Origin of the sequence: Pseudolysinimonas sp. (genome assembly GCF_049651805.1) — a bacterium.
In the GTDB taxonomy this organism is placed as follows: Bacteria; Actinomycetota; Actinomycetes; order Actinomycetales; family Microbacteriaceae; genus Pseudolysinimonas_A.
The window spans coordinates 38,516-61,931 of record NZ_JBASCU010000053.1; the positions used below are offsets into that span (position 1 = coordinate 38,516).

28 protein-coding genes are annotated in these 23,416 nt (G+C 69.0%); 19 read left to right on the plus strand and 9 right to left on the minus strand.

What is annotated here, in order from left to right; translation table 11 throughout:
- Positions 1 to 24 precede the first annotated feature (24 nt).
- The gene (locus WBL06_RS13240) at positions 25 to 393 is read right to left on the minus strand and encodes a hypothetical protein (RefSeq protein WP_424456815.1); all 369 of its coding nucleotides are present in this window, start codon (positions 391 to 393) and stop codon (positions 25 to 27) included.
- Between the two features lie 113 nt (positions 394 to 506).
- Here WBL06_RS13240 and WBL06_RS13245 point away from each other — a divergent pair, with 113 nt between their 5' ends.
- Together WBL06_RS13245 and WBL06_RS13250 are read left to right on the plus strand one after the other, a co-directional pair.
- Entirely contained in the window at positions 507 to 1,466 is a 960-nt protein-coding gene (locus WBL06_RS13245; RefSeq protein WP_424456817.1) for an aldo/keto reductase, read from the plus strand.
- 342 nt (positions 1,467 to 1,808) lie between these two features.
- On the plus strand, positions 1,809 to 2,846 hold the full coding sequence (locus WBL06_RS13250) for an aldo/keto reductase (protein WP_424456819.1): 1,038 nt from the start codon (positions 1,809 to 1,811) through the stop codon (positions 2,844 to 2,846).
- Positions 2,847 to 2,873: 27 nt separating this feature from the next.
- Here WBL06_RS13250 and WBL06_RS13255 read toward each other — a convergent pair whose 3' ends face one another.
- Both WBL06_RS13255 and WBL06_RS13260 read right to left on the minus strand, forming a co-directional pair.
- Entirely contained in the window at positions 2,874 to 3,254 is a 381-nt protein-coding gene (locus WBL06_RS13255) for a hypothetical protein (RefSeq protein ID WP_424456821.1), read from the minus strand.
- Positions 3,255 to 3,365: 111 nt separating this feature from the next.
- Positions 3,366 to 3,962 carry a TetR/AcrR family transcriptional regulator gene (locus tag WBL06_RS13260; RefSeq protein WP_424456823.1) on the minus strand — a complete coding sequence of 199 codons (597 nt, stop codon included), beginning with the start codon at positions 3,960 to 3,962 and terminating at the stop codon, positions 3,366 to 3,368.
- Positions 3,963 to 4,206: 244 nt separating this feature from the next.
- Between WBL06_RS13260 and WBL06_RS13265 the strand changes: the two genes are divergently transcribed.
- Both WBL06_RS13265 and WBL06_RS13270 read left to right on the plus strand, forming a co-directional pair.
- Entirely contained in the window at positions 4,207 to 5,562 is a 1,356-nt protein-coding gene (locus WBL06_RS13265; protein ID WP_424456825.1) for a M16 family metallopeptidase, read from the plus strand.
- A 25-nt stretch (positions 5,563 to 5,587) separates the two neighbouring features.
- Positions 5,588 to 6,196: a histidine phosphatase family protein gene (locus WBL06_RS13270; protein ID WP_424456827.1), complete on the plus strand. Its 609-nt coding sequence runs from the start codon at positions 5,588 to 5,590 to the stop codon at positions 6,194 to 6,196.
- A 73-nt stretch (positions 6,197 to 6,269) separates the two neighbouring features.
- Here WBL06_RS13270 and WBL06_RS13275 read toward each other — a convergent pair whose 3' ends face one another.
- Positions 6,270 to 6,728 (minus strand): GNAT family N-acetyltransferase, encoded by a 459-nt coding sequence (locus WBL06_RS13275; RefSeq protein WP_424456829.1) that lies wholly within the window; start codon positions 6,726 to 6,728, stop codon positions 6,270 to 6,272.
- Positions 6,729 to 6,751: 23 nt separating this feature from the next.
- Here WBL06_RS13275 and dapB point away from each other — a divergent pair, with 23 nt between their 5' ends.
- Positions 6,752 to 7,480, plus strand: a complete 729-nt coding sequence (gene dapB / locus WBL06_RS13280; protein ID WP_424456831.1) for a 4-hydroxy-tetrahydrodipicolinate reductase — start codon at positions 6,752 to 6,754, stop codon at positions 7,478 to 7,480.
- A gap of 8 nt (positions 7,481 to 7,488) precedes the next feature.
- Positions 7,489 to 7,929, plus strand: a complete 441-nt coding sequence (locus tag WBL06_RS13285; protein ID WP_424456833.1) for a tetratricopeptide repeat protein — start codon at positions 7,489 to 7,491, stop codon at positions 7,927 to 7,929.
- Here WBL06_RS13285 and WBL06_RS13290 read toward each other — a convergent pair.
- From WBL06_RS13290 to WBL06_RS13310, 5 genes are read right to left on the minus strand one after another with little or no spacing between them, the layout of a single operon-like run.
- Positions 7,913 to 8,800, minus strand: coding sequence for an LLM class flavin-dependent oxidoreductase (locus WBL06_RS13290; protein ID WP_424456834.1), 888 nt, complete (start codon positions 8,798 to 8,800; stop codon positions 7,913 to 7,915). The genes WBL06_RS13285 and WBL06_RS13290 overlap by 17 nt on opposite strands.
- Positions 8,797 to 9,687, minus strand: coding sequence for a TIGR01777 family oxidoreductase (locus WBL06_RS13295; protein ID WP_424456836.1), 891 nt, complete (start codon positions 9,685 to 9,687; stop codon positions 8,797 to 8,799). The genes WBL06_RS13290 and WBL06_RS13295 overlap by 4 nt, the downstream gene beginning before the upstream one ends.
- A gap of 29 nt (positions 9,688 to 9,716) precedes the next feature.
- The gene (locus WBL06_RS13300) at positions 9,717 to 10,142 is read right to left on the minus strand and encodes an OsmC family peroxiredoxin (protein ID WP_424456838.1); all 426 of its coding nucleotides are present in this window, start codon (positions 10,140 to 10,142) and stop codon (positions 9,717 to 9,719) included.
- An 18-nt stretch (positions 10,143 to 10,160) separates the two neighbouring features.
- Positions 10,161 to 10,637, minus strand: a complete 477-nt coding sequence (locus tag WBL06_RS13305) for a DUF4395 domain-containing protein (protein ID WP_424456840.1) — start codon at positions 10,635 to 10,637, stop codon at positions 10,161 to 10,163.
- On the minus strand, positions 10,634 to 11,068 hold the full coding sequence (locus WBL06_RS13310; protein ID WP_424456841.1) for a TlpA family protein disulfide reductase: 435 nt from the start codon (positions 11,066 to 11,068) through the stop codon (positions 10,634 to 10,636). Before WBL06_RS13310 ends, WBL06_RS13305 begins: the two co-directional genes overlap by 4 nt.
- 125 nt (positions 11,069 to 11,193) lie before the next feature.
- Between WBL06_RS13310 and thyX the strand changes: the two genes are divergently transcribed.
- From thyX to WBL06_RS13375, 13 genes are all read left to right on the plus strand, one after another.
- On the plus strand, positions 11,194 to 11,892 hold the full coding sequence (gene thyX / locus WBL06_RS13315; protein WP_424456925.1) for an FAD-dependent thymidylate synthase: 699 nt from the start codon (positions 11,194 to 11,196) through the stop codon (positions 11,890 to 11,892).
- 38 nt (positions 11,893 to 11,930) lie between these two features.
- Positions 11,931 to 12,503, plus strand: a complete 573-nt coding sequence (locus tag WBL06_RS13320; protein WP_424456842.1) for a hypothetical protein — start codon at positions 11,931 to 11,933, stop codon at positions 12,501 to 12,503.
- Positions 12,504 to 12,557: 54 nt separating this feature from the next.
- On the plus strand, positions 12,558 to 13,535 hold the full coding sequence (dapA, locus tag WBL06_RS13325) for a 4-hydroxy-tetrahydrodipicolinate synthase (protein WP_424456844.1): 978 nt from the start codon (positions 12,558 to 12,560) through the stop codon (positions 13,533 to 13,535).
- Positions 13,535 to 15,211: a ribonuclease J gene (locus WBL06_RS13330; RefSeq protein WP_424456846.1), complete on the plus strand. Its 1,677-nt coding sequence runs from the start codon at positions 13,535 to 13,537 to the stop codon at positions 15,209 to 15,211. The genes dapA and WBL06_RS13330 overlap by 1 nt, the downstream gene beginning before the upstream one ends.
- Positions 15,211 to 15,663: an N-acetyltransferase family protein gene (locus tag WBL06_RS13335; RefSeq protein WP_424456848.1), complete on the plus strand. Its 453-nt coding sequence runs from the start codon at positions 15,211 to 15,213 to the stop codon at positions 15,661 to 15,663. Before WBL06_RS13330 ends, WBL06_RS13335 begins: the two co-directional genes overlap by 1 nt.
- Positions 15,664 to 15,834: 171 nt before the next feature.
- The gene (locus tag WBL06_RS13340; protein WP_424456850.1) at positions 15,835 to 16,800 is read left to right on the plus strand and encodes an efflux RND transporter periplasmic adaptor subunit; all 966 of its coding nucleotides are present in this window, start codon (positions 15,835 to 15,837) and stop codon (positions 16,798 to 16,800) included.
- A gap of 2 nt (positions 16,801 to 16,802) precedes the next feature.
- Positions 16,803 to 17,528 carry an ABC transporter ATP-binding protein gene (locus tag WBL06_RS13345; protein WP_424456851.1) on the plus strand — a complete coding sequence of 242 codons (726 nt, stop codon included), beginning with the start codon at positions 16,803 to 16,805 and terminating at the stop codon, positions 17,526 to 17,528.
- Complete coding sequence (locus tag WBL06_RS13350; protein ID WP_424456853.1) at positions 17,525 to 18,751, plus strand: ABC transporter permease; 1,227 nt, start codon at positions 17,525 to 17,527, stop codon at positions 18,749 to 18,751. Before WBL06_RS13345 ends, WBL06_RS13350 begins: the two co-directional genes overlap by 4 nt.
- Before the next feature lie 55 nt (positions 18,752 to 18,806).
- Positions 18,807 to 21,443, plus strand: coding sequence for a DNA translocase FtsK (locus WBL06_RS13355; RefSeq protein ID WP_424456855.1), 2,637 nt, complete (start codon positions 18,807 to 18,809; stop codon positions 21,441 to 21,443).
- 41 nt (positions 21,444 to 21,484) lie between these two features.
- On the plus strand, positions 21,485 to 22,090 hold the full coding sequence (gene pgsA / locus WBL06_RS13360) for a CDP-diacylglycerol--glycerol-3-phosphate 3-phosphatidyltransferase (RefSeq protein WP_424456857.1): 606 nt from the start codon (positions 21,485 to 21,487) through the stop codon (positions 22,088 to 22,090).
- A gap of 28 nt (positions 22,091 to 22,118) precedes the next feature.
- Positions 22,119 to 22,592, plus strand: a complete 474-nt coding sequence (locus WBL06_RS13365) for a CinA family protein (RefSeq protein WP_424456859.1) — start codon at positions 22,119 to 22,121, stop codon at positions 22,590 to 22,592.
- A 144-nt stretch (positions 22,593 to 22,736) separates the two neighbouring features.
- The gene (locus WBL06_RS13370; protein ID WP_424456860.1) at positions 22,737 to 23,066 is read left to right on the plus strand and encodes a helix-turn-helix domain-containing protein; all 330 of its coding nucleotides are present in this window, start codon (positions 22,737 to 22,739) and stop codon (positions 23,064 to 23,066) included.
- 10 nt (positions 23,067 to 23,076) lie between these two features.
- Positions 23,077 to 23,301, plus strand: coding sequence for a DUF3046 domain-containing protein (locus tag WBL06_RS13375; protein ID WP_424456927.1), 225 nt, complete (start codon positions 23,077 to 23,079; stop codon positions 23,299 to 23,301).
- Positions 23,302 to 23,416: the final 115 nt, after the last annotated feature.

Here is a 23,416-nt window from a genome sequence, read left to right on the forward strand (position 1 = left end):
GCATCCGTCGTTTCGTGCGCCGGCTCAGTAGTAGTACGTCGGGCCGGCGGAGGCGGCGAGCGTCGCGGCGAGACCGACCAGGAACACCAGCACCAGTGCGCCCGACAACAGACCGAGCACGAGCAGCCGCAGCCGCGCCGGCACGAGGAGTGCGCAGGTCACGATCGCGGCGTAGAGCGCGACGATCAGCACGAGGAACACGATGACCGTCGACGGGTCGCCGCCGGTCGAGCACTCGGGCGGCGGCGGGTAGATCATGATGCACATCTGCGCGGGGCGTGGGATCGCCCAGAGGATGCCGATTGCGACGACGGCGAACACGCCCGTCGGGGCGAGCCACCAGGCGAGCGAACGGTGGCGGCTTGGGGCCGGGGCGGTGGTTGCGTTCGTCATGGCATCCTCTCGACCCGGATGGGCCCTTACCTACTTCGACGCCTGACGCTCCCGGAACGTTGGGTGGATGTCAACCCGGTGCATCGATGAGACCCCGCCGGTATTTTCGACGGGTGACGATAGACCCGACTACCGCCCCGACTTCGGCGAGCGTGCTCACCCCCCGCGAGGTGGGCACCACCGGTCTGCGCACCTTTCCGATCGGGTTCGACGGCAGTGTGCTCGGATGGGTCACCGGCGTCGAGCGAGCCGGCGAGGTGCTCGGCCGGTTCTCCGACGCGGGCGGCACGCTCGTGAGCACCGCCGACCACTATGCGGCGGGCCGCAGCGAGTTCATGATCGGCCGGTGGCTGAAGACCGTCGACCGCTCGTCGGTGCTCGTCGCCACCAAGGTGGGACGGCATCCGGATCGCCCCGGATTGGGGCGCCACCAGATCGAGAATTCGGTGGATGCCTCGCTCGAGCGGCTGGGAACCGACTACATCGACTTCCTCTCCTACGACGGCGACCTGCTGCCGGAAGACCCGATCGAAGCCTTCGAGGCGGTCGACCGGCTCATCCGCGCCGGCAAGGTGCGGTTTCTCTCCGCGGCGCACTTCGAGGCATCGCGGGTGCGGGAACTCAACGAGTGGACCGCTCCGGCGAGCTTTCCGACCTTCCGGGCTGTGCTCGGTGAGTACAACCTGATGACCCGTCGGGCGATGGAAGAGGAGATGCTCCCTCTCGCCGCCGAGCAGGGCCTCGCGGTTTTCGCGCGGCTGCCGCTGGCGGCCGGATTCCTGACCGGCGACATCCGCAGTGCTGACGATGTGCCGCCGAACGGGCTGTCGGACGGGGCTCTGCAACACATCGGCCGGCGCGGTGAACGGGTGCTGACCGCCCTCACCGCGGTGGCGCATGAGCACGAGACCACCCTCGCGACGGTCGCGCTCGCCTGGGTCTTGTCGAAGCCGGGAATCACCGCGGCTGTGGTGCGCGCCTATAGCGTCGACACGCTCGACGTCGGCCTGCTGAGTTCGACGATCGGACTGACCCGGCAGCAGATCGCGTCGCTCGACGCCGCATCCGCCTGAGCCTCTTGGCGAAGGGCCGCGACCCCGCTCGTCATCGAGTGGAGTCGCGGGCCCTTCAAGTGAGGTGCGATGGCCGACCCGTGCGCTGTGGACGATCCGGCTCCGGATGCGAAACGCGATCCGCGCGAGACTCACGTTACGTCCACCTTGCGAGGAACGGGAGGGCTTGACAGCGATTTGCCGAGAAGTTCATCCCGGGTACCGCGAACGGGGGGTGGACGGAGTCGTAACAATTCGGCCACGTCACCGGGGTGCGGCGCTCGATCAGCGTTAACCTTTGCTCAGCACACGCCGCACCCGCAGACGGCACATTGCAAGTGAGCGGGGTCGAGGAGGCGCCAGATGAGCGAGCAGAGTGCTCCTGCGGCCAGACCGCCGGTCGCCGTCACGACATCCCCCACCCCGGCACAGCAGCCGCGCATCACCACGGAGCAGACCCGCGCGATCGTGGGCTCGACCCCGGTACCGCGTCGCCGCATCGGGCTCTCCGACCTGCAGGTCTTTCCCGTTGCGTTGAGCGGCAACGTCTTCGGCTGGACCGCCGATGCGGCCGAGAGCGACCGGGTACTCGATTCCTATGTGGCGCATGGCGGCAACTTCATCGACACCGCCGACTCGTACGCCGGAGGACGCAGCGAGATCATCATCGGCAACTGGATGCGCGCCCGGGCGGCACGTGACGACATCGTGCTCGCCACGAAGGTCGGCAAGAGTGCCGACCACCCCGGGCTGTCGGCCCGTGCGGTCACGGCGGCCGTCGAGGCGTCGCTGCGCCGTCTGCGCACCGACCGCATCGACCTGCTCTACCTGCACATCGACGATCCTGACGTGCCCTTCGAAGAGACGTTGCTGGCGGTCGACGAACTCGTTCGGTCGGACAAGGTGCGCTACTTCGGCGGCTCCCACCACACCGGCAGCCGGCTGATGGAGGCGCGGATTGCGTCAGCGCAACTCGGCGTGGCCCAGATGGTGGCATTACAGAACCAGTACAGCCTGGTGTTCCGGCGCGAGTACGAGGAGGGTTTGGCGCGCGTCGCCGCCGACCTCGCTCTCGGCGTGATGCCGCGGTTCGCGCTCGCGAGCGGCTTCCTCACCGGCAAGTACCGCTCGAAGGCCGACCTCGACGGCAACCGCCGGGCCGAGGTGCGCCGGTACCTCAATCGCTCGGGGCTGCGGGTGCTTCAGGCTCTCGATGCCGTCGCGGCCGACCACGACTCGCCGCCGGCGACCATCGCGCTCGCGTGGCTGCTGAGCAAGCCGAACGTCGTCGCCCCGGTGGTGTCGGCGAGCGCGGTCGACCAGGTGTTCGATCTCGTCGCGGCGGTGGACGTGCACCTCAGCCGGTCGGAGCTGATGAGCCTCGACCGCGCGAGTTCCTGACCGCGCGGCCGAGACTCCCGACGAGGGTCAGCCGGTGACGCCCGGCACGTAGAGGTCGATGCGGGCACCCAGGCCGAACACGAACCAGATCACCAGCAGGATGATCGCGATCAGGGTGATGGCCACCCCGCCGCGGCGCACTCCGGCGCGGAAGGCCAACTGGATGAGCAGGATGATCACCAGGATGAACCCGAGCAGAGGGGTGGTGAACTCGAGCTCGCCGACGGTCAGCGGAATGCCGCGCACGAACAGCGAGATGAGGAACAGCACTGCGACGATGATTTGAAGGATCGCGAGCAGGGCAGCTCCGCCCCGCGCTCGGGTGATCCCGTCGATGAGGGCAAGGATGCCGCCGATGGCGGCGATGAAGAACATCAGGCTGAGCTCGATGGCGAAAGTGATCTCCACGGCGTGAAACCTTCCTGTGAGACCCGGCAGGGGTTGCCGAGCGCCCCGAGCCTATCGGCGTTCAACCGGCCTTGTCCCCTCTTCCGGGGGACGCCCCGTCGGTGCTAAGGGTCAGGCGGTGGCTTCGGCCAGGATCCGATCGAACGTGCGGGTCAGCGCCGTCGAAGCGGCGATCGGGTCGCCCGCGTAGCCGCCGCTCATCGCCCCGTCACGTGCGAGCACCAGCTCGTCGGCGGCTTCACCGGGCATCGGATGGCCGAGGGCGCGAGTGAGTCGTTCGAGAACGGTGCCGTACCACTCCCGGTGCTCCCGGACGGCGACGCGAACCGGATGCTGGGGGTCGGAGAACTCCGCGGCGGCGTTGATGAACGGGCAACCGCGAAACCCGGGTGCTGCGATCTCGTCGAGGATCGAGTCCCGCAGCGCCGTCAATGTCGCGGTCGGGGTCGTGGTGGCCTCCGCGAGTTGGGCGAATGCTTCGGCGATCTGGCGGTGCCGGTACCCGACATACGCCGTGATGACCCGGTCTTTCGAGCCGTAGTGCTTGTAGAACGTGGCCTTGGTGACGTTGGCCGTCGCGATGAGGCGATCGACCCCGACGGAACGGATGCCTTCGTCGTAGAAGAGTTCGTCGGCAGTCAGCAGGATGCGGAGTTTTGCGGGCGCCTCGGGCAGCGATGTCAGGGGCGGTTCGATGTCGATGGACACGGGCTGCTCTCGGTCGTTCGGGGTGGTGCCGGATGAAACGGGAAGGGGCCGTGCCCGCCGGGGGGAGCGAACACGACCCGTCCGCGGGAACGTTCGGGCCGGTCCCGCGGACCTCAGATCCACCCGGGGGAGTGGACCTTACTGACGCCAGAATAACATAGGAGGACAGACAGAGTTGTCTGTCCTCCTCTCCAGTTCGGGGGGTGTCGTCGGTGCGCCATGCGCATGACTTAGGCTCGACGGGATGAACGGCGCCGTTGCGTTCCCGCTCGACCTGCCCGAGCTGGAGATCGCCGCATCCGGTGGGTCGCGCGTTCGGCGAACCATCCTGCCGAGCGGGGTGCGCATCCTCAGCGAGCAGGTGCCCGGCTCGCAAAGTGCGACCGTGGGGTTCTGGGTGGCTGTCGGATCACGCGACGAGGTGCCGGTGACCTACGGGTCGACCCACTTTCTCGAGCACCTGCTGTTCAAGGGCACGACCTCCCGCACCGCCCTCGACATCGCCGTCTCGTTCGATGCTGTCGGCGGAGAGCACAACGCGATGACGGCGAAGGAGTACACCTGCTACTACGCGAAGGTGCGCGACATCGACTTGCCGATGGCGGTGCGCGTGCTGGCCGACATGTTCACGTCGTCGCTTCTGGTTCCTGAAGACTTCGAGAGCGAACGCGGCGTCATCCTCGAAGAGCTGGCGATGGCCGACGATGACCCGTCGGATGTCGTGTCAGAACGCTTCTTCGAGGCCGTCTTCGGCGCCCACGACCTCGGTCGCCCGATCGGCGGAAATCCGGAGGCGATCACCGCCGTCACCCGTGAGGCGGTCTGGGAGCACTACCGCGCCAACTACCGGCCGCAAGATCTGGTGATCTCGGTCGCCGGTGCCGTCGATCACGACGAGCTCGTCGGCTGGACGGTCGCCGCGCTGGAAACCGCAGGCTGGAATCTGCACCTGCCCGCGCATCCGGTGGCTCGCCGTGATCCGAAGCTCGACGCGGTCGACCGCGGCAGCCCGCTGGTCGTCGTCGACCGGCCGCTCGAGCAGGCCAACCTGCTGCTCGGGGTCGCCGGGCTCCACGCGGCCGACGAGCGTCGGCCCGCGCTCACCGTGCTCAACTCGGTGCTCGGTGGCGGGATGTCGTCGCGGCTGTTTCAAGAGATCCGCGAGAAGCGCGGCCTCGCATACTCGGTGTACTCGTTCGCGGCGTCGTACTCCGATGCCGGCGTGCTCGGCCTCTACGCCGGATGCTCCCCGAAGCGCGCCCCGCAGGTCGCGGGTCTCATGCTCGACGAGTTCCGGCGGCTCGCGGATGGCGGCATCACCGACGAGGAGCTCGCCCGCGCCCAGGGGCAGCTCGGTGGTGCATCCGCCTTGGCGCTCGAAGACTCCGACACCCGCATGACGCGTCTCGGACGCTCGGAGCTCACGACGGGGGAGTTCACCGATCTCGACGAGACGCTGCGACGCATCGCATCGGTCACCCCCGACGCCGTGCGTGACCTCGCCGCCGAACTCGCGGCTCGCCCGCTCTCGGTCGCCGCCGTCGGTGCGGTCGACCCGGCATCTCTCACGGGTCTCGACGGCGCTGCCGTCGCCGCCTGATTCTCATCAGTTCCAAGGAGCCGCATTGTCTTCCCGCTATCTGTACCTCGTGCGCCACGGCGAGCAGCAGGATGCCGAACACGGCCTGCCCGACGGACCGCTGAGTGCGCGGGGCGTGCGTCAGGCGAACGCTCTCGCCGAGCGCCTCGGGGGCGTTCCGTTCTCGGGGGCGTGGACCTCACCGCTTCAGCGGGCGCAGGAGACCGCACGCATCATGACCGAGCGCCTGCCCGCCCTCGAGCCGCAGCCCTCGGCGCTGCTGATGGACTGCATCCCGTCGGGTCCGACGCACGATCTCCCGCACGCGTTCGAGCCGTTCTTCGGGGGAGTCACCGCCGAAGAGATCGCGGCCGGCGAGGCGCAGATGGCCGACGCGCTCGCCGAGTGGATGACGCCGCCCTCCGGCCGCGACCGCCACGACCTGCTCATCACCCACAACTTCGTGATCGGCTGGTTCGTGCGCGAGACCTTCGGGGCGCCCACCTGGCGCTGGCTCGGTGTCAATCAGGCGAACTGCGGCCTCACGATCATCCGCGTGCGTTCGGCCAAGCCGCCCGTACTGGTGACCCACAACGACCTCGGCCACCTCGCCCCCGAGCTCCGCACCGGCCTCACCGTCGCCCAGCCCTACTGACCAGCCCCCCTTTGTCGTCGAGTAGCCGCGCGTCAGCGCGGCGTGTCCGTGTCGGTGGTCGAGTAGCCGCGCGTCAGCGCGGCGTGTCGAGACCTTTGCGAAACCAGTGCGTCGCGTTGGGATTGTCGTTGTAGGGCTCGACATCGCTGTACCCCGATGAACGGTAGAGCGCCTGCGCGGCTTCGAGACGCTCGTGGGTATCGAGCACGATCTCGGTCGCCCCGAGTTCGGCGGCGCGATGCTCCAACTCCATCAGCAGCGCGCGGCCGAGGCCGGTGCCGCGGGCGGCGGGCCGCACCCAGAGGTGCTTCACCTCGGCTCGGTCGGGCGCGAGCATGCGGATGCCGCCGCAGCCGATCGCGGAGCCGTCGATCTCGGCAACGAGGAACACTCCGGCGGGCGGCACGAACAACTCGGGCGCCGGCCGGAACGTGCGGTAGCCGGGCATCCCGAGTTCGCGGCTGGTGAAGTACTCGCCGAGCAGCTCGTCGGCGACCGGCGCATCCGTCGGGGTCGGAACGAAGTCGAGCACGCCCCAACCCTAAGCTGAGGGGCATGGTCACCTCTGTCGCGATCGTCGGTTCTCCGGGCCGAATGGGTGGCCTCATCGACCGGCTGCTCACTGCGGGCGACCACTTCGACGTGCACGCGCGCATCGGGCGCGGCGACTCGTTCGACCAGCTCGATGGCGCCGACGTCGTCATCGACGTGAGCGCGCCGGCCGTCTCGCCGGGTGTCGTCGAGGCGGCGCTCGACCGTCGCATCCCGATCGTCGTCGGCACCTCGGGGTGGACGACCGACCGCATCGCCCCCGTCGCCGCCCGCATCGCCGCCGATCCGGGGCTGACGGCGCTGTTCATTCCGAACTTCTCGCTCGGCTCGGCCCTCGCGACCCGCTTCGCCGAACTCGCCGCCCCGCACTTCGAGTCGATCGAGATCATCGAGGCCCACCACGCGGGCAAGACCGACTCGCCGTCGGGCACCGCCATCCGCACCGCCGAGCTGATCGCCGCCGCACGCTCCGAGCTCGGTCCTGTCGCCGCACCGCACGCCGACCAGCGCGCCCGCGGTCAGCAGGTCGCGAACGTGCCGGTGCACTCGATGCGGATGTCGGGGATCAGCGCGCGGCAGGAAGTCGTCCTGGGCGGCGCGGGCGAGACCGTGCGGATCGTGCACGAGACGCTGTCGGATGAGTCGTACGAGCCCGGCATCCTGTTGGCCCTCGCCGCCGCGACCCCCGGATCCGGACTCGTCGTCGGGCTCGGCGCGCTGCTCGGGCTGTGATCCTAGCTATGCGCACCAAGGCCGCCGTCGCCGTCATGGTGGCACTTCTGGCCCTTTACCTGGTCTTCGCGATCAGGTACGGATTGGTGTTGATCGGTGTCGGCGAACCGGTCGCCGTCTCCCTCGGAATCGCCCTCTTCATCCTGCCGCTGATCGCGGGCTGGGCTCTCGTCGCCGAGGTGCTGTTCGCCGTGCGGGCCGAACGGCTCGGCGTGCTACTCGACGCCGAGGGTGGGCTGCCCAACGGCGAACTCCCGCTCCGTCCGAGCGGGCGGATCGACCCGGCCGCCGCCGCCGCGGTGTTCCCGGCATACCAGGCGGCGACCGAAGCGGCTCCCGACGACTGGCGCACCTGGTTCCGGCTCGGCCTCGCCTACGACGCCGCCGGCGACCGGCGCCGCGCGCGTTGGGCCACCCGTCAGGCGATTGCTCTCAGCCGCGCGGGCTGAGAGCGGCAACGAGTCGCTCGAACTGCCCGATCGGGTCGTCGCCCACCGGGCGCACGATGACGGATGCGGCCCCGGCATCCCAGAGGGCAGTCACGGTCGCAGCGGCGTCGGCCGGCGAACCGGCGGCAACGGTCGCCTCATCGATCGGGATGCCAAGGAAGCTGGCGGCATCAGCTGCGGCGGGAACGACAAGGGTTCGGGCACGCGCCGGGTCGTCGTCGATCGCCAGGTGTACGAAGATGCTGACCTCGTATCCGGAACCGCCACCCCCGCGTGCTGCCGCGGCGTGAGCCTCGACGATGTGCGCCGCCCCGCTGCCTTCGGCGAGCAGGGTGCCGTCGGCGATTCGTCCCGCGAGTTCCAGCGACTTCGGCCCCTTCACCCCGGCGATCAGCGGGGGAACCCGGGCGGGCGGATGCACGAGCCGCGTGTCACGGACGTGCACCGCCCGGCCGTCGAGGGTGAGTTCCTCGCCGGCGAGCAGCGTGCGCACGGCGACGAACGTCTCCTCCAGAAGCGCGAGCGGCGACGGCGTGCTCACGCCGATCCGCGCCATCCATTCGGTCACGCCATGGCCGATGCCCGCGATCAGCCGCCCGGGGTTGAGCCGCTCGAGGGCGGCCAGCTCCATCGCCAGCACCGCAGGGTTGCGCAGCGGAGCGGGGATGATGCCGATCCCCACGTGCAGGCGCGTCGTCACCGCGAGGGCCGTGCCGATGGTGGCGATCGCGCCGGCCCAGCCGAGGTCTTCGACGAGCCACAGCTCGTCGGCACCGAGTCGCTCGGCGTCGGTCGCGAGGCCGGGCAGCCGCTCCGGCGGGAGGGCACGGTCGACCATGAGGCCGAGGCGTCGGGATGTCGGGGTCGTCATCGGCCCAGAGCCGCCCGGATCGCGTCGCGCGCCGTACGGTGCCGCCACTCGAAGCCATCCGCGGCGAGTCGCACGGGCTGCACCTGCATGTCGTCGAGCAGCAGCCGCTGCCCTGCCTCACCCAGCCCAAGTCGGATTGCCCAGGCAGGAACCGGCAGCCACCGTGGCCGTTTCAGGATGTCGGCGTAGGCCTGCGTGATCTCGTCGGCCGTCGCCGGGGTCGGGCCCGCGAGCACGACGGGTCCCGAGATCGACGACGACAGCAGGTGCACGATCGCGCGCACCTCGTCGTCGAGTGAGATCCACGGCCAGAACTGCCGCCCCGATCCGAATCGCGCACCGAGGCCGAAGGCGGTGAGCAGCCGCACCGGGGCCAGCCCGCCCGACTTCGCGACGACGACGCTCGTGCGCAGTGCGACGACCCGGGTCTGCGGTGGGGCGAGTGCGGCCGCCTGTTCCCAGGCGAGTACGAGGTCGGGCACGAAGCCGTCGCCGCGCGGCGAGTCGTCGTCGAGTCGCACTCGGGGTCGGTCGCCGTAGAAGCCGATCGCGGACCCGCTGAGGAACGTCGCCGGGGGCGTCGACATGCCCGCCATCGTCTCGGCAAGCAGGCGCGTGGTAGTGATGCGCGACGACACGAGTTCGCGACGATAGGAGGTCGTCCACGGGATGCGGGCGATCGACGCCCCCGAAAGGTTGATGACCGCGTCGGCACCCTCCAGCGCGCGTGCGTCGAGCCCGCCGGAATCTGGATCCCACCGGACCTCGTCCGGACCCTTCGGAGCGTGACGCACCAGAGTGGTCACCTGGTGACCGCCGGCGCGCAGGTCGCGCACGAGGGGGCGCCCGATCAGTCCGGACGCGCCGGAGACGACGATTCGACTCAACGGTGCGTCCCGAATCTGAGCGGCCCGGCCTAGGCCAGGCTCGCCTCGAGGGTGATCGTGGTGCCGGTGAGCGCCTTCGACACCGGGCAGTTCGCCTTGGCATCTTCGGCGAGCCGCTGGAATTCGACCGGGTCGAGACCGGGAGCCTTGGCGCTCACCAGCAGGTGAACGCCGGTGATTCCCTCACCGGGCTGGAAGGTCACGGCGGCGGTCACCTGCAGGCTTTCGGGGGCGTGCCCCGCCTCGCCGAGCGCCTTCGAGAACGCCATCGAGTAGCACGCCGAGTGCGCGGCGCCGAGCAGCTCCTCGGGGTTCGTGCGGCCCGGAGCGCCCTCCGACCGGGCCTGCCAGGTGACCGGGAACTCACCCGCGTCCGAGGAATCGAGGCTCGTCGTGCCCGATCCGCTCTTCAGGTCTCCGAACCACAGCGTCGTCGCTTCAGAAGTCAATGCCATGACCCGAGCCTACGTTTTCTAGGCGGCCGCGGCACCCTTGCGACCGACGATGCCGGCGCGCGCCAGAAGGAGGTAGATCTGGCAGCCCAGGCAGTAGGCGAACACCGAGTTGAGGAAGGCGGCGACGAACGCGGCGGCACCGGCGATGACGAGTGCGACCGGCCCGACGATGAAGTACAGGGCGATGCCGACGACCGTCACGAACAGGCCGACGCCCTGCGCGAAGGTCGGGGGAGCCGGGTCTTCGAGGTCGACCGGAGGCTTCAGCCGCGGCCGCAGCACCTTCTTGAAGAACAGGCCGTAGGGATGCCGCTGTACTCCCGCGACGGCGCCCCAGAGGAACACCGCGGCGATGTAGATCGTCAGGATGAGCGCGGCGGTGCCGAACTCCAGCAGTGCGAGCGCGATGACGACGAGCAACAGGATCGCCGTGATGCCGGCGCTGAACCGCGATCCGCGGGGGTCGATGCCCCGCGGGGTTTCGGGAGCGGTCATGCGGCGAGCACCCGCTCGAGGGCGAGCACTCGATCCAGTTCGGCGACCACGACATCCCGTCGCACGGCCCCGCCGATACGCGCGCGCACCGCGCCGTCGGCGTCGAGGATGAGCGTCGTCGGGGTCTGCAGCACCCGGTAGCGCGACGCCAGCTCGGGCCGGTGGGTCACGTCGAGGTCGACGTGCGCGACATCTTCGGTGCGGGCGGCAAGATCGTCGAGCACGCGGGCCGTCGACTTGCAGGGGGCGCACACCTCGGTCGAGAACTGCAGAAGTGTCGCGCGGCCGCCGAGGGCGACGCCGTCGATGCTCACGATGCGCGTATCGGAAACCGTCCGGGCGCGGCCCTGGGTCGCCCGGTGCCAGAGGCCGAGCAGCGTCGCGGCGAACACGAGGCTCCCCAGCGCGAGCGTGACCAGTGCGGCATCCATCTCTCTGAAGGTAGTGAGCTGATCCGGTCGCGTCACCCGGGCCTGTCACACTCCGTCATACGTCGCGGGCGGATATCGTGAGGGCCGTGCCTGAGGCTGACTACCAGATCGAGTTCCGTTCCGACATGACCGTCGAGTTGGTGCGCAGCAGCGCCCACGACTCCGACGTGGTGTTCGCCGCCCGGGTGTCGACGATGGGGGAGCAGACCCTCGAAGATGCCGCCTCCGGTGTCGACGCCGGGTCGAAAGACAAGGGGCTCATCAACTTCCTGATGCGCGACCGGCACGGCTCGCCGTTCGAGCACAACTCGATGACGTTCTACGTGCAGGCGCCGCTGTTCGTCTTCCGCGAGTTCATGCGGCACCGCATCGCCTCCTACAACGAGGAGTCGGGCCGCTACCGCGAGATGCGTCCCGTGTTCTACGTGCCGTCGCCGTCGCGGAATCTGGTTCAGGTTGGAAAGCCCGGCGCGTACGACTTCATCCCGGGCACCCCCGAGCAGACGGCTCTCGCGGTCGAGTCGGGGCGCGCGGTCGCGACGTTCGCCTACGCCGAGTACCAGAAGCAGCTGGATGCCGGCGTCGCCCGCGAGGTCGCCCGCACCGTGCTGCCGCTGTCGCTGTACTCCTCGATGTACGTGACGATGAACGCCCGGTCGCTCATGAACTTCCTGTCGCTGCGCACCAAGCGCCCCGAATCGCACTTCCCGTCGTTCCCGCAGCGCGAGATCGAGATGGTCGCCGAGCTGATGGAGGAGGCGTGGAAGCCGCTCATGCCCCTCACTCACGCCGCCTTCGAGGGCGGCGGCCGGGTCGCCCCGTGACGACACCCGGCCCGCCCCGACAGCGCTCACGCGACGGGTTGCGACATCCCCGGAACCCGTGGTTCGGGCTTCTGTACGCGGCGATCCTGCTCGTCGGCACGGTGGGCGGAGTCATCGCGTTCACCTCCGGGTGGCGCGAAGCGATCGGCTTCGACATGTACGGGCAGCGCACCGAGGTCTTCGTGCTGGTCGCCCCGTTCCTGAGCGCCGCGGGCACAGTCCTTCTTCTCGTGCGTGGCATCCTCGCGATCGCTCCGTGGCTGCGCTACCGTGCGGCGACGCCACGGGATGCTCGACTCGTCGCACTGGCCATGGATCGATCGAATGGGCGGCCAGGGACCGCGATCATCACCGCGTTCGGGCTGCTGGCGCTGGGCGGATTCGTGCTGCTCGCCGGGTTCGCGCGCCCCCAGAATCCCCTGGGGTTCGGCTTCCTGCTGCAGTTCGACGCGCTGCTGCTGTTCGTCGCGATCCTGTGCCTCAAAGCCGGCATCCAGGCCATCTGGGCCAACCACGACCTCGCCGTGCGAGGCATCCCGATTCCGGAGGGTGCCGGATCGCCACGGCCAACGTTGCCGCCACCCACGTCCGCCGAGCGTCGGCCGGACTGACCTCTGCCTTCCGGGCGGATATCCCCCGCCGTCCACACCGATAGCCTGTAACGCGTGTCGTCGCAAGAGAATCCGTTCGGGCAGGTGCTCGTCGCGCTGGTGACTCCGTTCACCCACGACGGAGAGGTGCACTGGGCCGACGTCGAGAAGCACATCGACAATCTGGTCACCCACGGAGCCGATGGCATCGTCGTCACCGGCACGACAGGCGAGACCAGCACGCTCACCGACTCCGAGAAGATCAAGCTGGTCGAGGTGGCGAAGGATGTCGTGGCCGGCCGCGCGAAGGTCATCACCGGGGGCGGTTCCAACGAGACGGCGCACGCCATCCAGCTCTACAAGGACAGTGAGAAGGCCGGCGCCGACGGCATCATGATCGTCACCCCGTACTACAACAAGCCGACGCAGTCGGGCATCCTCACCCACTTCCGCATGGTCGCCGACGCGACCGATCTGCCGGTGATTCTCTACGACATCCCGGGCCGCACGGGAGTCGAGATCAAGTACGAGACGATACTTCGAGCGTCGAAGCACCCCAACATCCTCGGGGTGAAGGATGCCAAGGGCGACCTCAGCGAGGTGAGCCGCGTGCTCAACCAGACCGACCTGATGTATTTCGCCGGCGACGACGCCAACGCGTTGCCGACGCTCGCGATCGGCGGCACCGGGCTGATCGGCGTGACCGCGAACATCGCGCCCGAGCCGTACCGGCGCATGGTGGATGCCGTCAACGCCAACGACCTCGACAGTGCGCGCGCCGCGCATCAGGCGCTCGAGCCGCTCGTGCGCGCCACGATGACCCACGTGCCCGGCACCGTCGCGACGAAGTACATCCTGCACGGCTTCGGTCGCATCAGCACCCCGCGCGTGCGGCTGCCGCTCGTCGGGCCCGAGGAACACGAGGCCGCCCTGATCGAGGACGAGATCGCCCTGGTGCACGACATCGAGGGCATCGACGCGAAGACCTTCCGCCCCGACGCGAACGCGGCGGCTGGCGGAGCGCTTCCCAAGATCGCCGGAACGACCCGCTGATGGCCGACGACCTGTACGACCCGCCCGCGCTCGCGCCCGGCACTCTCCGCGTCCTCCCGCTCGGTGGGCTCGGCGAGATCGGTCGCAACATGACCGTCTACGAGTACGAGGGCAAGCTGCTCATCGTCGACTGCGGCGTGCTGTTCCCTGAGGAGCACCAGCCCGGCGTCGACCTGATCCTTCCCGACTTCGCGCCCATTCGGGAGCGGCTCAACGACATCGTCGGGGTCGTGCTCACCCACGGCCACGAAGACCACATCGGCGCCGTGCCGTACCTGCTGCGGGAGCGCCGCGACATCCCGCTGATGGGATCGCGGCTGACGCTCGCGCTCGTCGAGGCGAAGCTCAAGGAGCACAAGATCGCGCCGCAGACGCGCGAGGTGAGGGCCGACCAGATCGACCGCTTCGGGCCGTTCGAACTCGAGTTCGTCGCCGTCAACCACTCCATCCCCGACGCGCTCGCCGTCGCCATCCGCACCCCTGCGGGCCTCGTGCTGCACACGGGCGACTTCAAGATGGACCAGTTGCCGCTCGACGGTCGCATCACCGACCTGCGGGCGTTCGCGCGGCTCGGCGAGGAGGGCGTCGACCTCTTCCTTGTCGACTCGACCAACGCCGACGTGCCGGGCTTCACGCCGCTCGAACGCGACATCGGCCCGGTCATCGAGAACGTCATCTCGCGCGCCAAGAAGCGGGTGATCGTCGCGTCGTTCTCGTCGCACGTGCACCGGGTGCAGCAGGTTCTGGATGCCGCCGTCGCCAACGAGCGGCACGTCGCCTTCGTCGGCCGATCGATGGTGCGCAACATGGGCATCGCCGCCGACCTCGGCTATCTCGAGGTTCCGCCGGGGGTCATCGTCGACCTCAAGACCGCCGTCAACATGCCCGACGACCGGGTTGTGTTCATGAGCACCGGGTCGCAGGGCGAGCCGATGGCGGTGCTCGCCCGCATGTCGAACCAGGATCACCAGATCGAGATCGGCGAGGGCGACACCGTCATCCTCGCGTCGAGTCTCATCCCGGGCAACGAGAACGCCGTGTACCGGGTCATCAACGGGCTCACCAAGCTCGGCGCCAACGTCGTGCACAAGGGCAACGCGAAGGTGCACACGTCGGGCCACGCGGCGGCCGGCGAACTGCTGTACTGCTACAACATCATCAAGCCGCGCAACGTGCTTCCCGTGCACGGCGAGGCCCGCCACCTGCGGGCCGCCGCCGACCTCGCGATGGAGACCGGCGTCGAGCCCGCCCGCGCGATCATCGGCGAGAACGGCATCGTCGTCGACCTCAAGGACGGCGTCGCCCAGGTCACCGGGCAGCTCGACATCGGTTTCGTCTACGTCGACGGCTCGACGGTCGGCGAGATCACGGATGCCGACCTCAAGGATCGCCGCATCCTCGCCGAAGAGGGGTTCATCTCGATCTTCATCGCGATCGACGTGCAGACCGGCAAGATCATCGTCGGCCCCGAGATCCAGGCGCGCGGCTTCGCCGAAGACGACTCGGTGTTCGACGGCGTGCGCCCGCAGATCGTGAAGGCGCTGACCGAGGCAGCCGAAGGCGGAACCCGCGACCAGCACGGCTACCAGCAGGTCGTGCGTCGCGTCGTCGGCCGCTGGGTCAACACTCAGCACCGGCGCCGCCCGATGATCATCCCGGTCGTGATCGAGGCGTAATGCGCGCCCTGGGCCTCGGTGACGTCCACCTGGTCGAAACGGGGTTCCTGCTCACCGCCGACTGGAACCCGACGTCGCCTCGGGGCGAGGCGTTCTGGCGCGCTGACCCGACCTTCGCGCAGTACACCGGCGGATGGGGTCGCGACGGCGACGGCGGCTTCGTCGCCGAGGAAGACGGTCGCGTCGTCGGCGCCGTCTGGTGGCGGCTCTTCCGAGCCGATGACGCGGGCTACGGCTTCGTCGACGAACGCACCCCGGAGCTTGGCATCGCTGTCTGGCCGGGGGAGCGGGGGCGCGGGATCGGGCGACTACTGCTCCGCGCCGCGGTGACGGAGCATCCCCGGATCAGTCTCAGCGTCGAAGACGGCAACCCGGCACGGGCGCTCTACGAGGCGGAGGGCTTCGTCGCCGTGGGGCGGTCGGGCGACGGCACGATCATGCTGCATGACTGAGGGCGAATCATCCTCGGGAATGATCTCTGATCGGCGGGGCCCCACCTAGAGTCGACCCAGCGGACGTTCGACCTGCCCGAATGGTTGGGATGCGATCGGATGGCCGCCCTGGTTCGATGGGGTTCGTCATGTCGTCAGGGCACGGCATCCCGCCCTGAAGAGGAGTGCCTCGTGTCTGTAGCCCGCAAATGGGTGTTCCCCATTCTCCGCATCATCGTGTTCGCCGCGATCGCCGCAGCGCTCGTCAAACTCGCCTTCTTCGCCGACCCCGTGCAGGAAGGCGGTGGTGGCGAGTTCCCGACCGGTGCGATCGTGGAGCCGCAGATCCCGGTCATGACGGGAACCGTGCGCAACGACATCGTGCTCGATGGCGCCGTAGCCGCGGATGCCACGGTTCCGATCAAGGCGACGCTCGACGGCGAGGTGCGTCAGATCTCGGTGGCCGGCGGACAGTGGCTGGAGGCCGGAACCGAGATCATGCAGATCCGCGGCATGAATGATGACGGAACGAATCGCTGGTCGATCGTCAAGGCGCCGGCCGCCGGCATTCTCACGTCGTTCGAGGTGCTCGTCGGGCAGACGGTCGGCATCGGTACCGTGATCGGGCAGGTCGCGCCGGCGACCTTCAACGTCACGGCGTCGCTGTCGCCCGAACTCCAATACCGTCTCACCACCCAGCCCACCGAGGCGGAAGTCGTGATTGCCGGCGGTCCTGCGCCGTTCACGTGCTCCGGCCTCACGATTTCGAGCTCGACGCCCACGACGGGCGACGGCTCGCCGGACGACGGCGGCGCCCCGCCGACGAGCGGCACCTCCGTGCGTTGTTCCGTGCCGAGCGACGTGCGCGTGTTTCCGGGCCTGACCGCCCGTCTCACCATCGCCGGCGGCATCGCCGAGAACGTGCTCGTGGTGCCGACGACGGCGGTCGAGGGGGGCAGCGGCACCGGGGTCGTCTACGTCGTCGGCCCGGATGGCGCGACGGAGCCGAGAGAGGTGACCCTCGGGCTCTCCGACGGGACCTCGGTGGAGGTCACCGGAGGGATCGAGGAGGGCGAGGTCATCCTGCAGTTCGTGCCCGGCGCCCCCGCCGATCCCGGGATGGGCGACGGCGGCATCATCATCGGGTACGGCGGCTGAGGATGCCGTTCCTACGCCTCGAGGGCGTCACGCGATCCGTCGTGCTCCCCGACGGAGACAACCTGGAGATCCTGCGCGGCATCGACCTCGACGTCGAGGTGGGCGAACATGTGAGCGTCGTCGGCCGCTCTGGTTCCGGCAAATCGACGCTGCTCAATATCCTGGGACTCATCGACACGCCCACGAGCGGGGCGCTCGAGTTCGACGGGGTGCCGCTCGAGCGGTTGAGTGGAGCGGAACGCGACCGGCGCCGCGGACGCGATGTCGGGTTCATCTTCCAACAGTTCAACTTGCTTCCTCGGCGCACCGCGCTCGAGAACGTCGTCACGCCGCTGTTGTACGCGACGGGCCGGCAGTTCTGGAGGCGGCAGCAGCTGGCGACCCAGATGCTCGAACGCGTCGGCCTCGGAACGCGGCTCGCGTCGACGCCCGACCAGCTCTCCGGGGGCGAACAACAGCGGGTCGCGATCGCCCGCGCCCTGGTTCGCGGGCCGCGGCTGATCCTCGCCGACGAGCCGACCGGCGCGCTCGACGTCGAGACGGGGGCAGCGATCATGGCCCTCCTCGACGAGGTGGCCGAGACCACCGGCGCCGCGCTCATCACCATCACGCACGACCCGAAGGTCGCAGCTCTTGCCCGGCGTCACTACCGACTCGATCGCGGCGTTCTCGGACCCGTCGCACAGGCGCAGATCGACGCGCTCGCACAGAAGGAGCTCACGCTGTGAGGCTCTGGACGGCTCTCGTCGGGTCGGTCGTCGAGGCGTGGTCCGAGGTGAAGGTGCACCGCACCCGCGTGCTGCTGAGCCTCATCGGGGTGGGCGTCGCGGTGGCAGCGCTCACCACGGTCGTGGCCGGAGGCGCGATCGCCACTCAGGTGCAGACCGAGCAGTCGGAACGCTGGGGCGGCCGGCCGGCCACCGTGTCGGTCAACGCCTACAACCCGGTCACCGGGATGCAGGCGACGGCGGAGCAGATGGCGCCGGCCATCGCCGGGGCAGCCGAACGTTATGGCATCGGTTACACCACGCGCAACGGCAATGGACCGCTGCAGGCGCAACTGCCCGACGGCGTGTACGGGATCAACGCACAACTCGTCGACCGCGCCTACGGCGTGATCCATCGCACCCGCCTTCAGGAGGGGGAGTGGTTCACCGAGCGCGACGTCGACCGGCTCGCGCCGCCGATCATCATCTCGAGCGACCTCTGGGCGAGACTCGGCTCTCCCGACCTGCGCGCCAACCCGACGATCGGGCTCGTGGCCGCCGAACGCACGATCGTGTCGGTTGTGACAGGCGTCTTCTCGTCGTCGCCCGACGCGCAGGGGATGGATCTCTCCGCGTATCTGCTCAACGACGACTACCTGGAGTTCGCGTCGGCCTCGGATCGTGCCAACCTCTACTACCAGTACGAGTTCTGGATTCCGCCTGAGGTGGCGACGGAGCTCACCGAGCGCCTTCGCCTCGACGTCGCGGGGACTCTCGGCGAGGGCTGGCAGGTCGATGCCTGGCGCCAGGACTACCTGGCACAGGGCGAGGACCCGCTCTTGCTGCTGAAGCTCGCCGTCGGGGGCGTTGCGGTCCTCGTGCTGCTTCTGGGGGCGTTGAGCCTGGTGAACATCGCCCTCGTGACGGTGCGTCATCGCATCCGCGAGATCGGCATCCGGCGCAGTTTCGGTGCGACCGCGGGTCGGGTGTTCTTCTCGGTCATGATGGAGAGCGTCGTCGCCACGGCCTTCGCCGGCGTCGTCGGAGTGCTCGTCGCGGTGCTGCTGGTGAAGAACCCGTGGGTCACGGCGTGGCTCGATGGCTACGTGCAGGACGTTCCCGCGTTCCCCGTCGAGGCTGCGGCCATCGGCTTGGTCGCGGCGACCGGTGTCGGGGCGCTCGCCGGGTTGCTTCCCGCGCTCGTCGCCGTGCGGGTGAAGGTCATCGACGCCATCCGATACTGACGCTCGACGGGTGTCGCTCCGCGACGGCGGCGTGACCCGCGGGTACCGTGACCGCATGGCCACGAGCACGGGGCGAACGAGCGCGCGTGCGCGCTCGACCTCTCGCGCGCGCTCGAACACATCAGCCGCGACGAAGCGTTACCCGAGGGGCAAGTCGCCCGCGAAGACCGAGGATCCCGGAGCGCTGACCAGCCTCTGGATGGGGCTGGCGCACCTGGTCGGCGGCGGCGCGCGGCTGTTCGGCAAGGAGACTCTCGCCCCCGATGAGCGTCGCGACGGGGTGCCGTTCCTGCTCATCGTGCTCGCGATCGCCGGGGCGGTCGTCGAGTGGTTCAACCCGACGCACGAGGTCGCGATCGCGCTCGACGCGTACACCTTCGGTGGACTGTTCGGCCGGGTCGCGTTCGCCCTGCCCGTCATCATGCTGGTGTTCGCCGTCTGGCTGTTCCGGCATCCGTCGAGCGTTCACGACAACGGACGCCTCGGCGTCGGCCTCGTGTTGTTGCTCACGAGCGTGAGCGGGCTGAGCCACCTCTTCGGCGGTCAGCCGCAACCGGCCGACGGGGCGGTCGCGATGGCGCATGGTGGCGGCATCCTCGGCTGGATCGTCGCGCAGCCGTTCGTCACGATCGGCGCCGCCTGGCTCGCCGTGCCGCTCGCCGGCGGCCTCATGCTGCTGTCGCTCTTCATCCTCACGAAGACGCCGCCGAACCGCATCGGCCCGCGCCTCGGCGAGGCGTACAGCTATCTGTTCGGCGCCGAGCTGCCGGCCCGCGCCGCCAAGAGTCCCGCCGAGCAGCCCGAGCTCGGCTCGCTCACCGATCTCGGCTTCGAGCCCGAGGACCCGGCGTCGATGCCGTGGTGGCGTCGCAAGAAAGACGCCACCGGCGATCCGGCGTTCGACAGCCCCGTCGCGCGGGAACAGGTGACGGATGTCGTCCTGCCGCCGTCAGAAGTCAACCCGTTCGACCTGCTCGCAGAGCTGGACAAGGCCGAGGATGCCGTGCGCCGGTTCACCGGCGAGGTTCCGCCGAGTGGGCGGGGGCTTCAGGGCGACGGAGAGGTCTCGGTGCCGACCGAGTTGCCCGATCCCGAGCTTTCCGACCAGGGCCTGGCGCCGACCCGCCCGCCGGTCAACCGGCGTCCCTACCGACTGCCCGCGGCATCCAGTCTTCAGGCCGGCACGCCGCCGAAGACCCGCACCCCCGCGAACGACGAGACGATCGCCGCGATCACCGAGGTGCTCACCCAGTTCCAGGTCGACGCCAAGGTCACCGGTTTCTCACGCGGGCCGAGCGTCACCCGCTACGAGATCGAGCTCGGCGTCGGGGTCAAGGTCGAACGCGTGACCGCACTCGCGAAGAACCTGTCGTACGCGGTCGCGTCGAACGAGGTGCAGATCCTCTCGCCGATCCCCGGTAAGAGCGCGATCGGCGTCGAGATCCCCAACAAGGATCGCGAGATCGTGACCCTCGGCGACGTGCTGCGCTCCAGTGCCGCCGCGCGCTCGCAGCATCCGATGACGATCGGCCTCGGCAAAGACGTCGAGGGCGGGTTCGTCGTCGCGAACCTCGCGAAGATGCCGCACTTGCTCGTCGCCGGCTCGACCGGATCGGGGAAGTCGTCGTTCATCAACTCGATGATCACCTCGGTGCTGATGCGCGCGAAGCCCGCCGAGGTACGCATGGTGCTCATCGACCCGAAGCGCGTCGAACTCGCCGCGTACCAGGGGGTTCCGCACCTCATCACGCCGATCATCACGAATCCGAAGAAGGCGGCCGAAGCGCTCGCCTGGGTCGTGAAAGAGATGGACATGCGCTACGACGACCTCGCGTCGTTCGGGTTCCGGCACATCGACGACTTCAACCGGGCGGTGCTATCGAACGAGATCGTGCTGCCGGTCGGGTCGCAACGCGTGCTGCAGCCCTACCCCTACCTGCTCGTCGTCGTCGACGAGCTCGCCGACCTCATGATGGTCGCCCCGCGGGATGTCGAAGACTCGATCGTGCGCATCACCCAGCTCGCGCGGGCATCCGGAATCCATCTCGTGCTCGCCACCCAGCGTCCCTCGGTGGATGTGGTGACGGGTCTCATCAAGGCGAACGTGCCGTCGCGGCTCGCGTTCGCGGTGTCGTCGATGACCGACAGCCGGGTCATCCTCGACCAGCCCGGCGCCGACAAGCTGATCGGCCAGGGCGACGGGCTCTTCTTGCCGATGGGGGCGTCGAAGGCGATCCGCGTGCAGAGCTCCTGGGTCACCGAAGACGAGATCCACGCCGTCGTCGCGCACGTCACCGCGCAGGCCCGCCCGGAATACCGCGCCGACGTCGAAGCCGTCGCCGAGAAGCGGGAAGTCGACGGCGACATCGGCGACGACCTCGAGATCCTGCTCCAGGCGGCCGAACTCGTCATCAACACCCAGTTCGGCTCGACGTCGATGCTCCAGCGCAAACTGCGGGTCGGCTTCGCCAAGGCCGGTCGCCTCATGGACCTGCTCGAATCCCGCGAGATCGTCGGGCCCAGTGAGGGTTCCAAGGCGCGCGACGTGCTCGTCACCGTCGAGCAGCTGCCCGAGGTCCTGGCCCGCTTGCGCGGCGCTCCCGCCCCGGCGGCTGGGGCTGCGGGCTCGGAGTATCCTGATGACGACGGCGGCTCGGACGGGGACGCTTGGAGTCTGACCGGCAGGGAGTGACGATGACTCTCGACGGACCACCGCCCGCGAGGGTCAACCCGATGCGCGGTCGTGTCGTGCGCGGCGGCGAAGGCACCGCCAGCGCCGGCAACCTCGCCAACATCATCACGGTGTTCCGGATGCTGCTGGCGCCCGTGTTCATCGTGCTGCTGCTGCTCGACGCGGGGCAAGACGGGTACCTGCGCTACATCGCCGCCGGACTGTTCATCTTCGCGTCGGCGACCGACGGCGTCGACGGTTTCCTCGCGCGCCGCCGCAACCTCGTCACGGACGCCGGCAAGCTGCTCGACCCGATCGCCGACAAGTTGCTCACCGGCGGCGCGCTCGTCGCCCTCAGCATCCTCGGCGAACTGCCCTGGTGGGTGACCGGAGTCATCCTGCTGCGCGAGGTCGGCATCACGGTGCTGCGGTTCGTCGCGCTGCGCGACCACGTGATCGCCGCGTCGATCCTCGGCAAGATCAAGACCTGGGTGCAGATCATCGCGATCTCCTTCGCGATCGTGCCGCTGTGGAACTTCTTCGGCGACACCATGCACGTCGTCAACGCCGTGCTGATGACCCTCGCCGTGATCATCACGATCGTCAGCGGCATCGAGTACCTCTGGCAGGCCTACAAAGGTCGCCCCCGCCCGGAATCCGCCGGTTGAGCAGCCGCGAAGCGGCGTGTCGAAACCAATGTCCGAGAGACTCGCGGAACGAATCATCCGCTCCCTGACCGCGCGGGGGCTCACCGTCGCCGTCGCCGAGTCACTCACCGGCGGATCGGTCGCCGCCGAACTCGTGTCGGTGCCCGGCGCATCGGCCGTCGTGCGCGGCGGGATCGTGGCGTACGCGACCGAACTCAAGCATGACCTGCTGGGGGTGGATGCCGGCCTCCTCGCGGCGGGAGGCCCCATCCAGGCGGCGGTCGCCGAACAGATGGCGTCGGGGGTGCGCCACCTGCTGCGGTCCGACGTGGGGCTCGCCACCACCGGGGTCGCCGGTCCCGACCCGCAGGACGGGCATCTCCCCGGGGACGTGTGGATCGCGATCGCAACGGCCGACGCCGTGCGGTCGCTGCGCCTCGAACTGGGAGGTGACCGTGCGGCCATCCGCCGTGAGACCGTGGAAGCTGTGATCAGGCTGGCGCTCGAGTCCTTCCCGGAATAGATGCCGTTTCGATCTCGTTACAGATCGTGTCGTCACAGGGATTCCTGAGGTGACGCGAATTAGAGTTCAGGTAGCCGGTGGAGTAACGTAGCCACCCCACCCGGAGCCCGAAACGGCCCCGCAGAGTTTGTGAAGGAGGACACCATGGTTCTGGTCCGTCAGGAAATCGGTGACGTCCTCCGTGATTTCCGCCTTCAGAAGGCGATGACGTTGCGGCAGGTCGCCTCGCGGGCGAGCGTCGCACTCGGGTACCTCAGTGAGGTCGAGCGCGGTCAGAAAGAGGCGTCGAGTGAGATCCTCGCGTCGGTCGCCGACGCACTCGACACCCCGATCTCGGTCATCATGCGCGAAGTGGGCGACCGGCTCGCCGTCGTCGAAGGCGTGTCGTTCGCCGACACCACGTTCGACCGCGTGCCCGATACGCTGCCCGACGAGTTGGTCGCCGAGTTCGACGCCGACCTCGCCGTTCGCTGAGATCCCGCTTCTGAAGCTCAGCGAGTTCACCCGCGCCGTCTCTGACGAGTTCGGCGACTTCGGGCGAGTGTTGCTGCGCGACACCGTCGTGGTGGAGTTGGGAAACCGCACGCCCGAGCAGGCTCTCGCCGCCGGCATCCCCGCGCGTGAGGTCTGGGTCGCGCTGTGCCGGGTGCAGGAGGTTCCCGTCGAGCGCTGGCACGGCGCCGGCCTCCCCAAGCCCGCGCGCGGCTGAGTGGGCGATCCCGACACGCCGCAGCTCGAACGTCTCGAACATTCGTTCGGATACGCGTAGTGTCCTTCACAGAGTCTTTCGAAGACGAGTTGTGAGCGTTCTGCCCGTCGGTCCC

Bases quoted from the DNA above. Each gene is read 5' to 3' on its own strand.
- WBL06_RS13240 (WP_424456815.1), bottom strand. From the start codon at position 393: ATGACGAACGCAACCACCGCCCCGGCCCCAAGCCGCCACCGTTCGCTC.
- WBL06_RS13250 (WP_424456819.1), top strand. From the start codon at position 1,809: ATGAGCGAGCAGAGTGCTCCTGCGGCCAGACCGCCGGTCGCCGTCACG.
- WBL06_RS13265 (WP_424456825.1), top strand. From the start codon at position 4,207: ATGAACGGCGCCGTTGCGTTCCCGCTCGACCTGCCCGAGCTGGAGATC.
- dapB (WP_424456831.1), top strand. From the start codon at position 6,752: ATGGTCACCTCTGTCGCGATCGTCGGTTCTCCGGGCCGAATGGGTGGC.
- WBL06_RS13285 (WP_424456833.1), top strand. From the start codon at position 7,489: ATGCGCACCAAGGCCGCCGTCGCCGTCATGGTGGCACTTCTGGCCCTT.
- WBL06_RS13290 (WP_424456834.1), bottom strand. From the start codon at position 8,800: ATGACGACCCCGACATCCCGACGCCTCGGCCTCATGGTCGACCGTGCC.
- WBL06_RS13300 (WP_424456838.1), bottom strand. From the start codon at position 10,142: ATGGCATTGACTTCTGAAGCGACGACGCTGTGGTTCGGAGACCTGAAG.
- WBL06_RS13305 (WP_424456840.1), bottom strand. From the start codon at position 10,637: ATGACCGCTCCCGAAACCCCGCGGGGCATCGACCCCCGCGGATCGCGG.
- WBL06_RS13310 (WP_424456841.1), bottom strand. From the start codon at position 11,068: ATGGATGCCGCACTGGTCACGCTCGCGCTGGGGAGCCTCGTGTTCGCC.
- thyX (WP_424456925.1), top strand. From the start codon at position 11,194: ATGACCGTCGAGTTGGTGCGCAGCAGCGCCCACGACTCCGACGTGGTG.
- WBL06_RS13330 (WP_424456846.1), top strand. From the start codon at position 13,535: ATGGCCGACGACCTGTACGACCCGCCCGCGCTCGCGCCCGGCACTCTC.
- WBL06_RS13335 (WP_424456848.1), top strand. From the start codon at position 15,211: ATGCGCGCCCTGGGCCTCGGTGACGTCCACCTGGTCGAAACGGGGTTC.
- WBL06_RS13345 (WP_424456851.1), top strand. From the start codon at position 16,803: ATGCCGTTCCTACGCCTCGAGGGCGTCACGCGATCCGTCGTGCTCCCC.
- WBL06_RS13355 (WP_424456855.1), top strand. From the start codon at position 18,807: ATGGCCACGAGCACGGGGCGAACGAGCGCGCGTGCGCGCTCGACCTCT.
- pgsA (WP_424456857.1), top strand. From the start codon at position 21,485: ATGCGCGGTCGTGTCGTGCGCGGCGGCGAAGGCACCGCCAGCGCCGGC.
- WBL06_RS13365 (WP_424456859.1), top strand. From the start codon at position 22,119: ATGTCCGAGAGACTCGCGGAACGAATCATCCGCTCCCTGACCGCGCGG.
- WBL06_RS13370 (WP_424456860.1), top strand. From the start codon at position 22,737: ATGGTTCTGGTCCGTCAGGAAATCGGTGACGTCCTCCGTGATTTCCGC.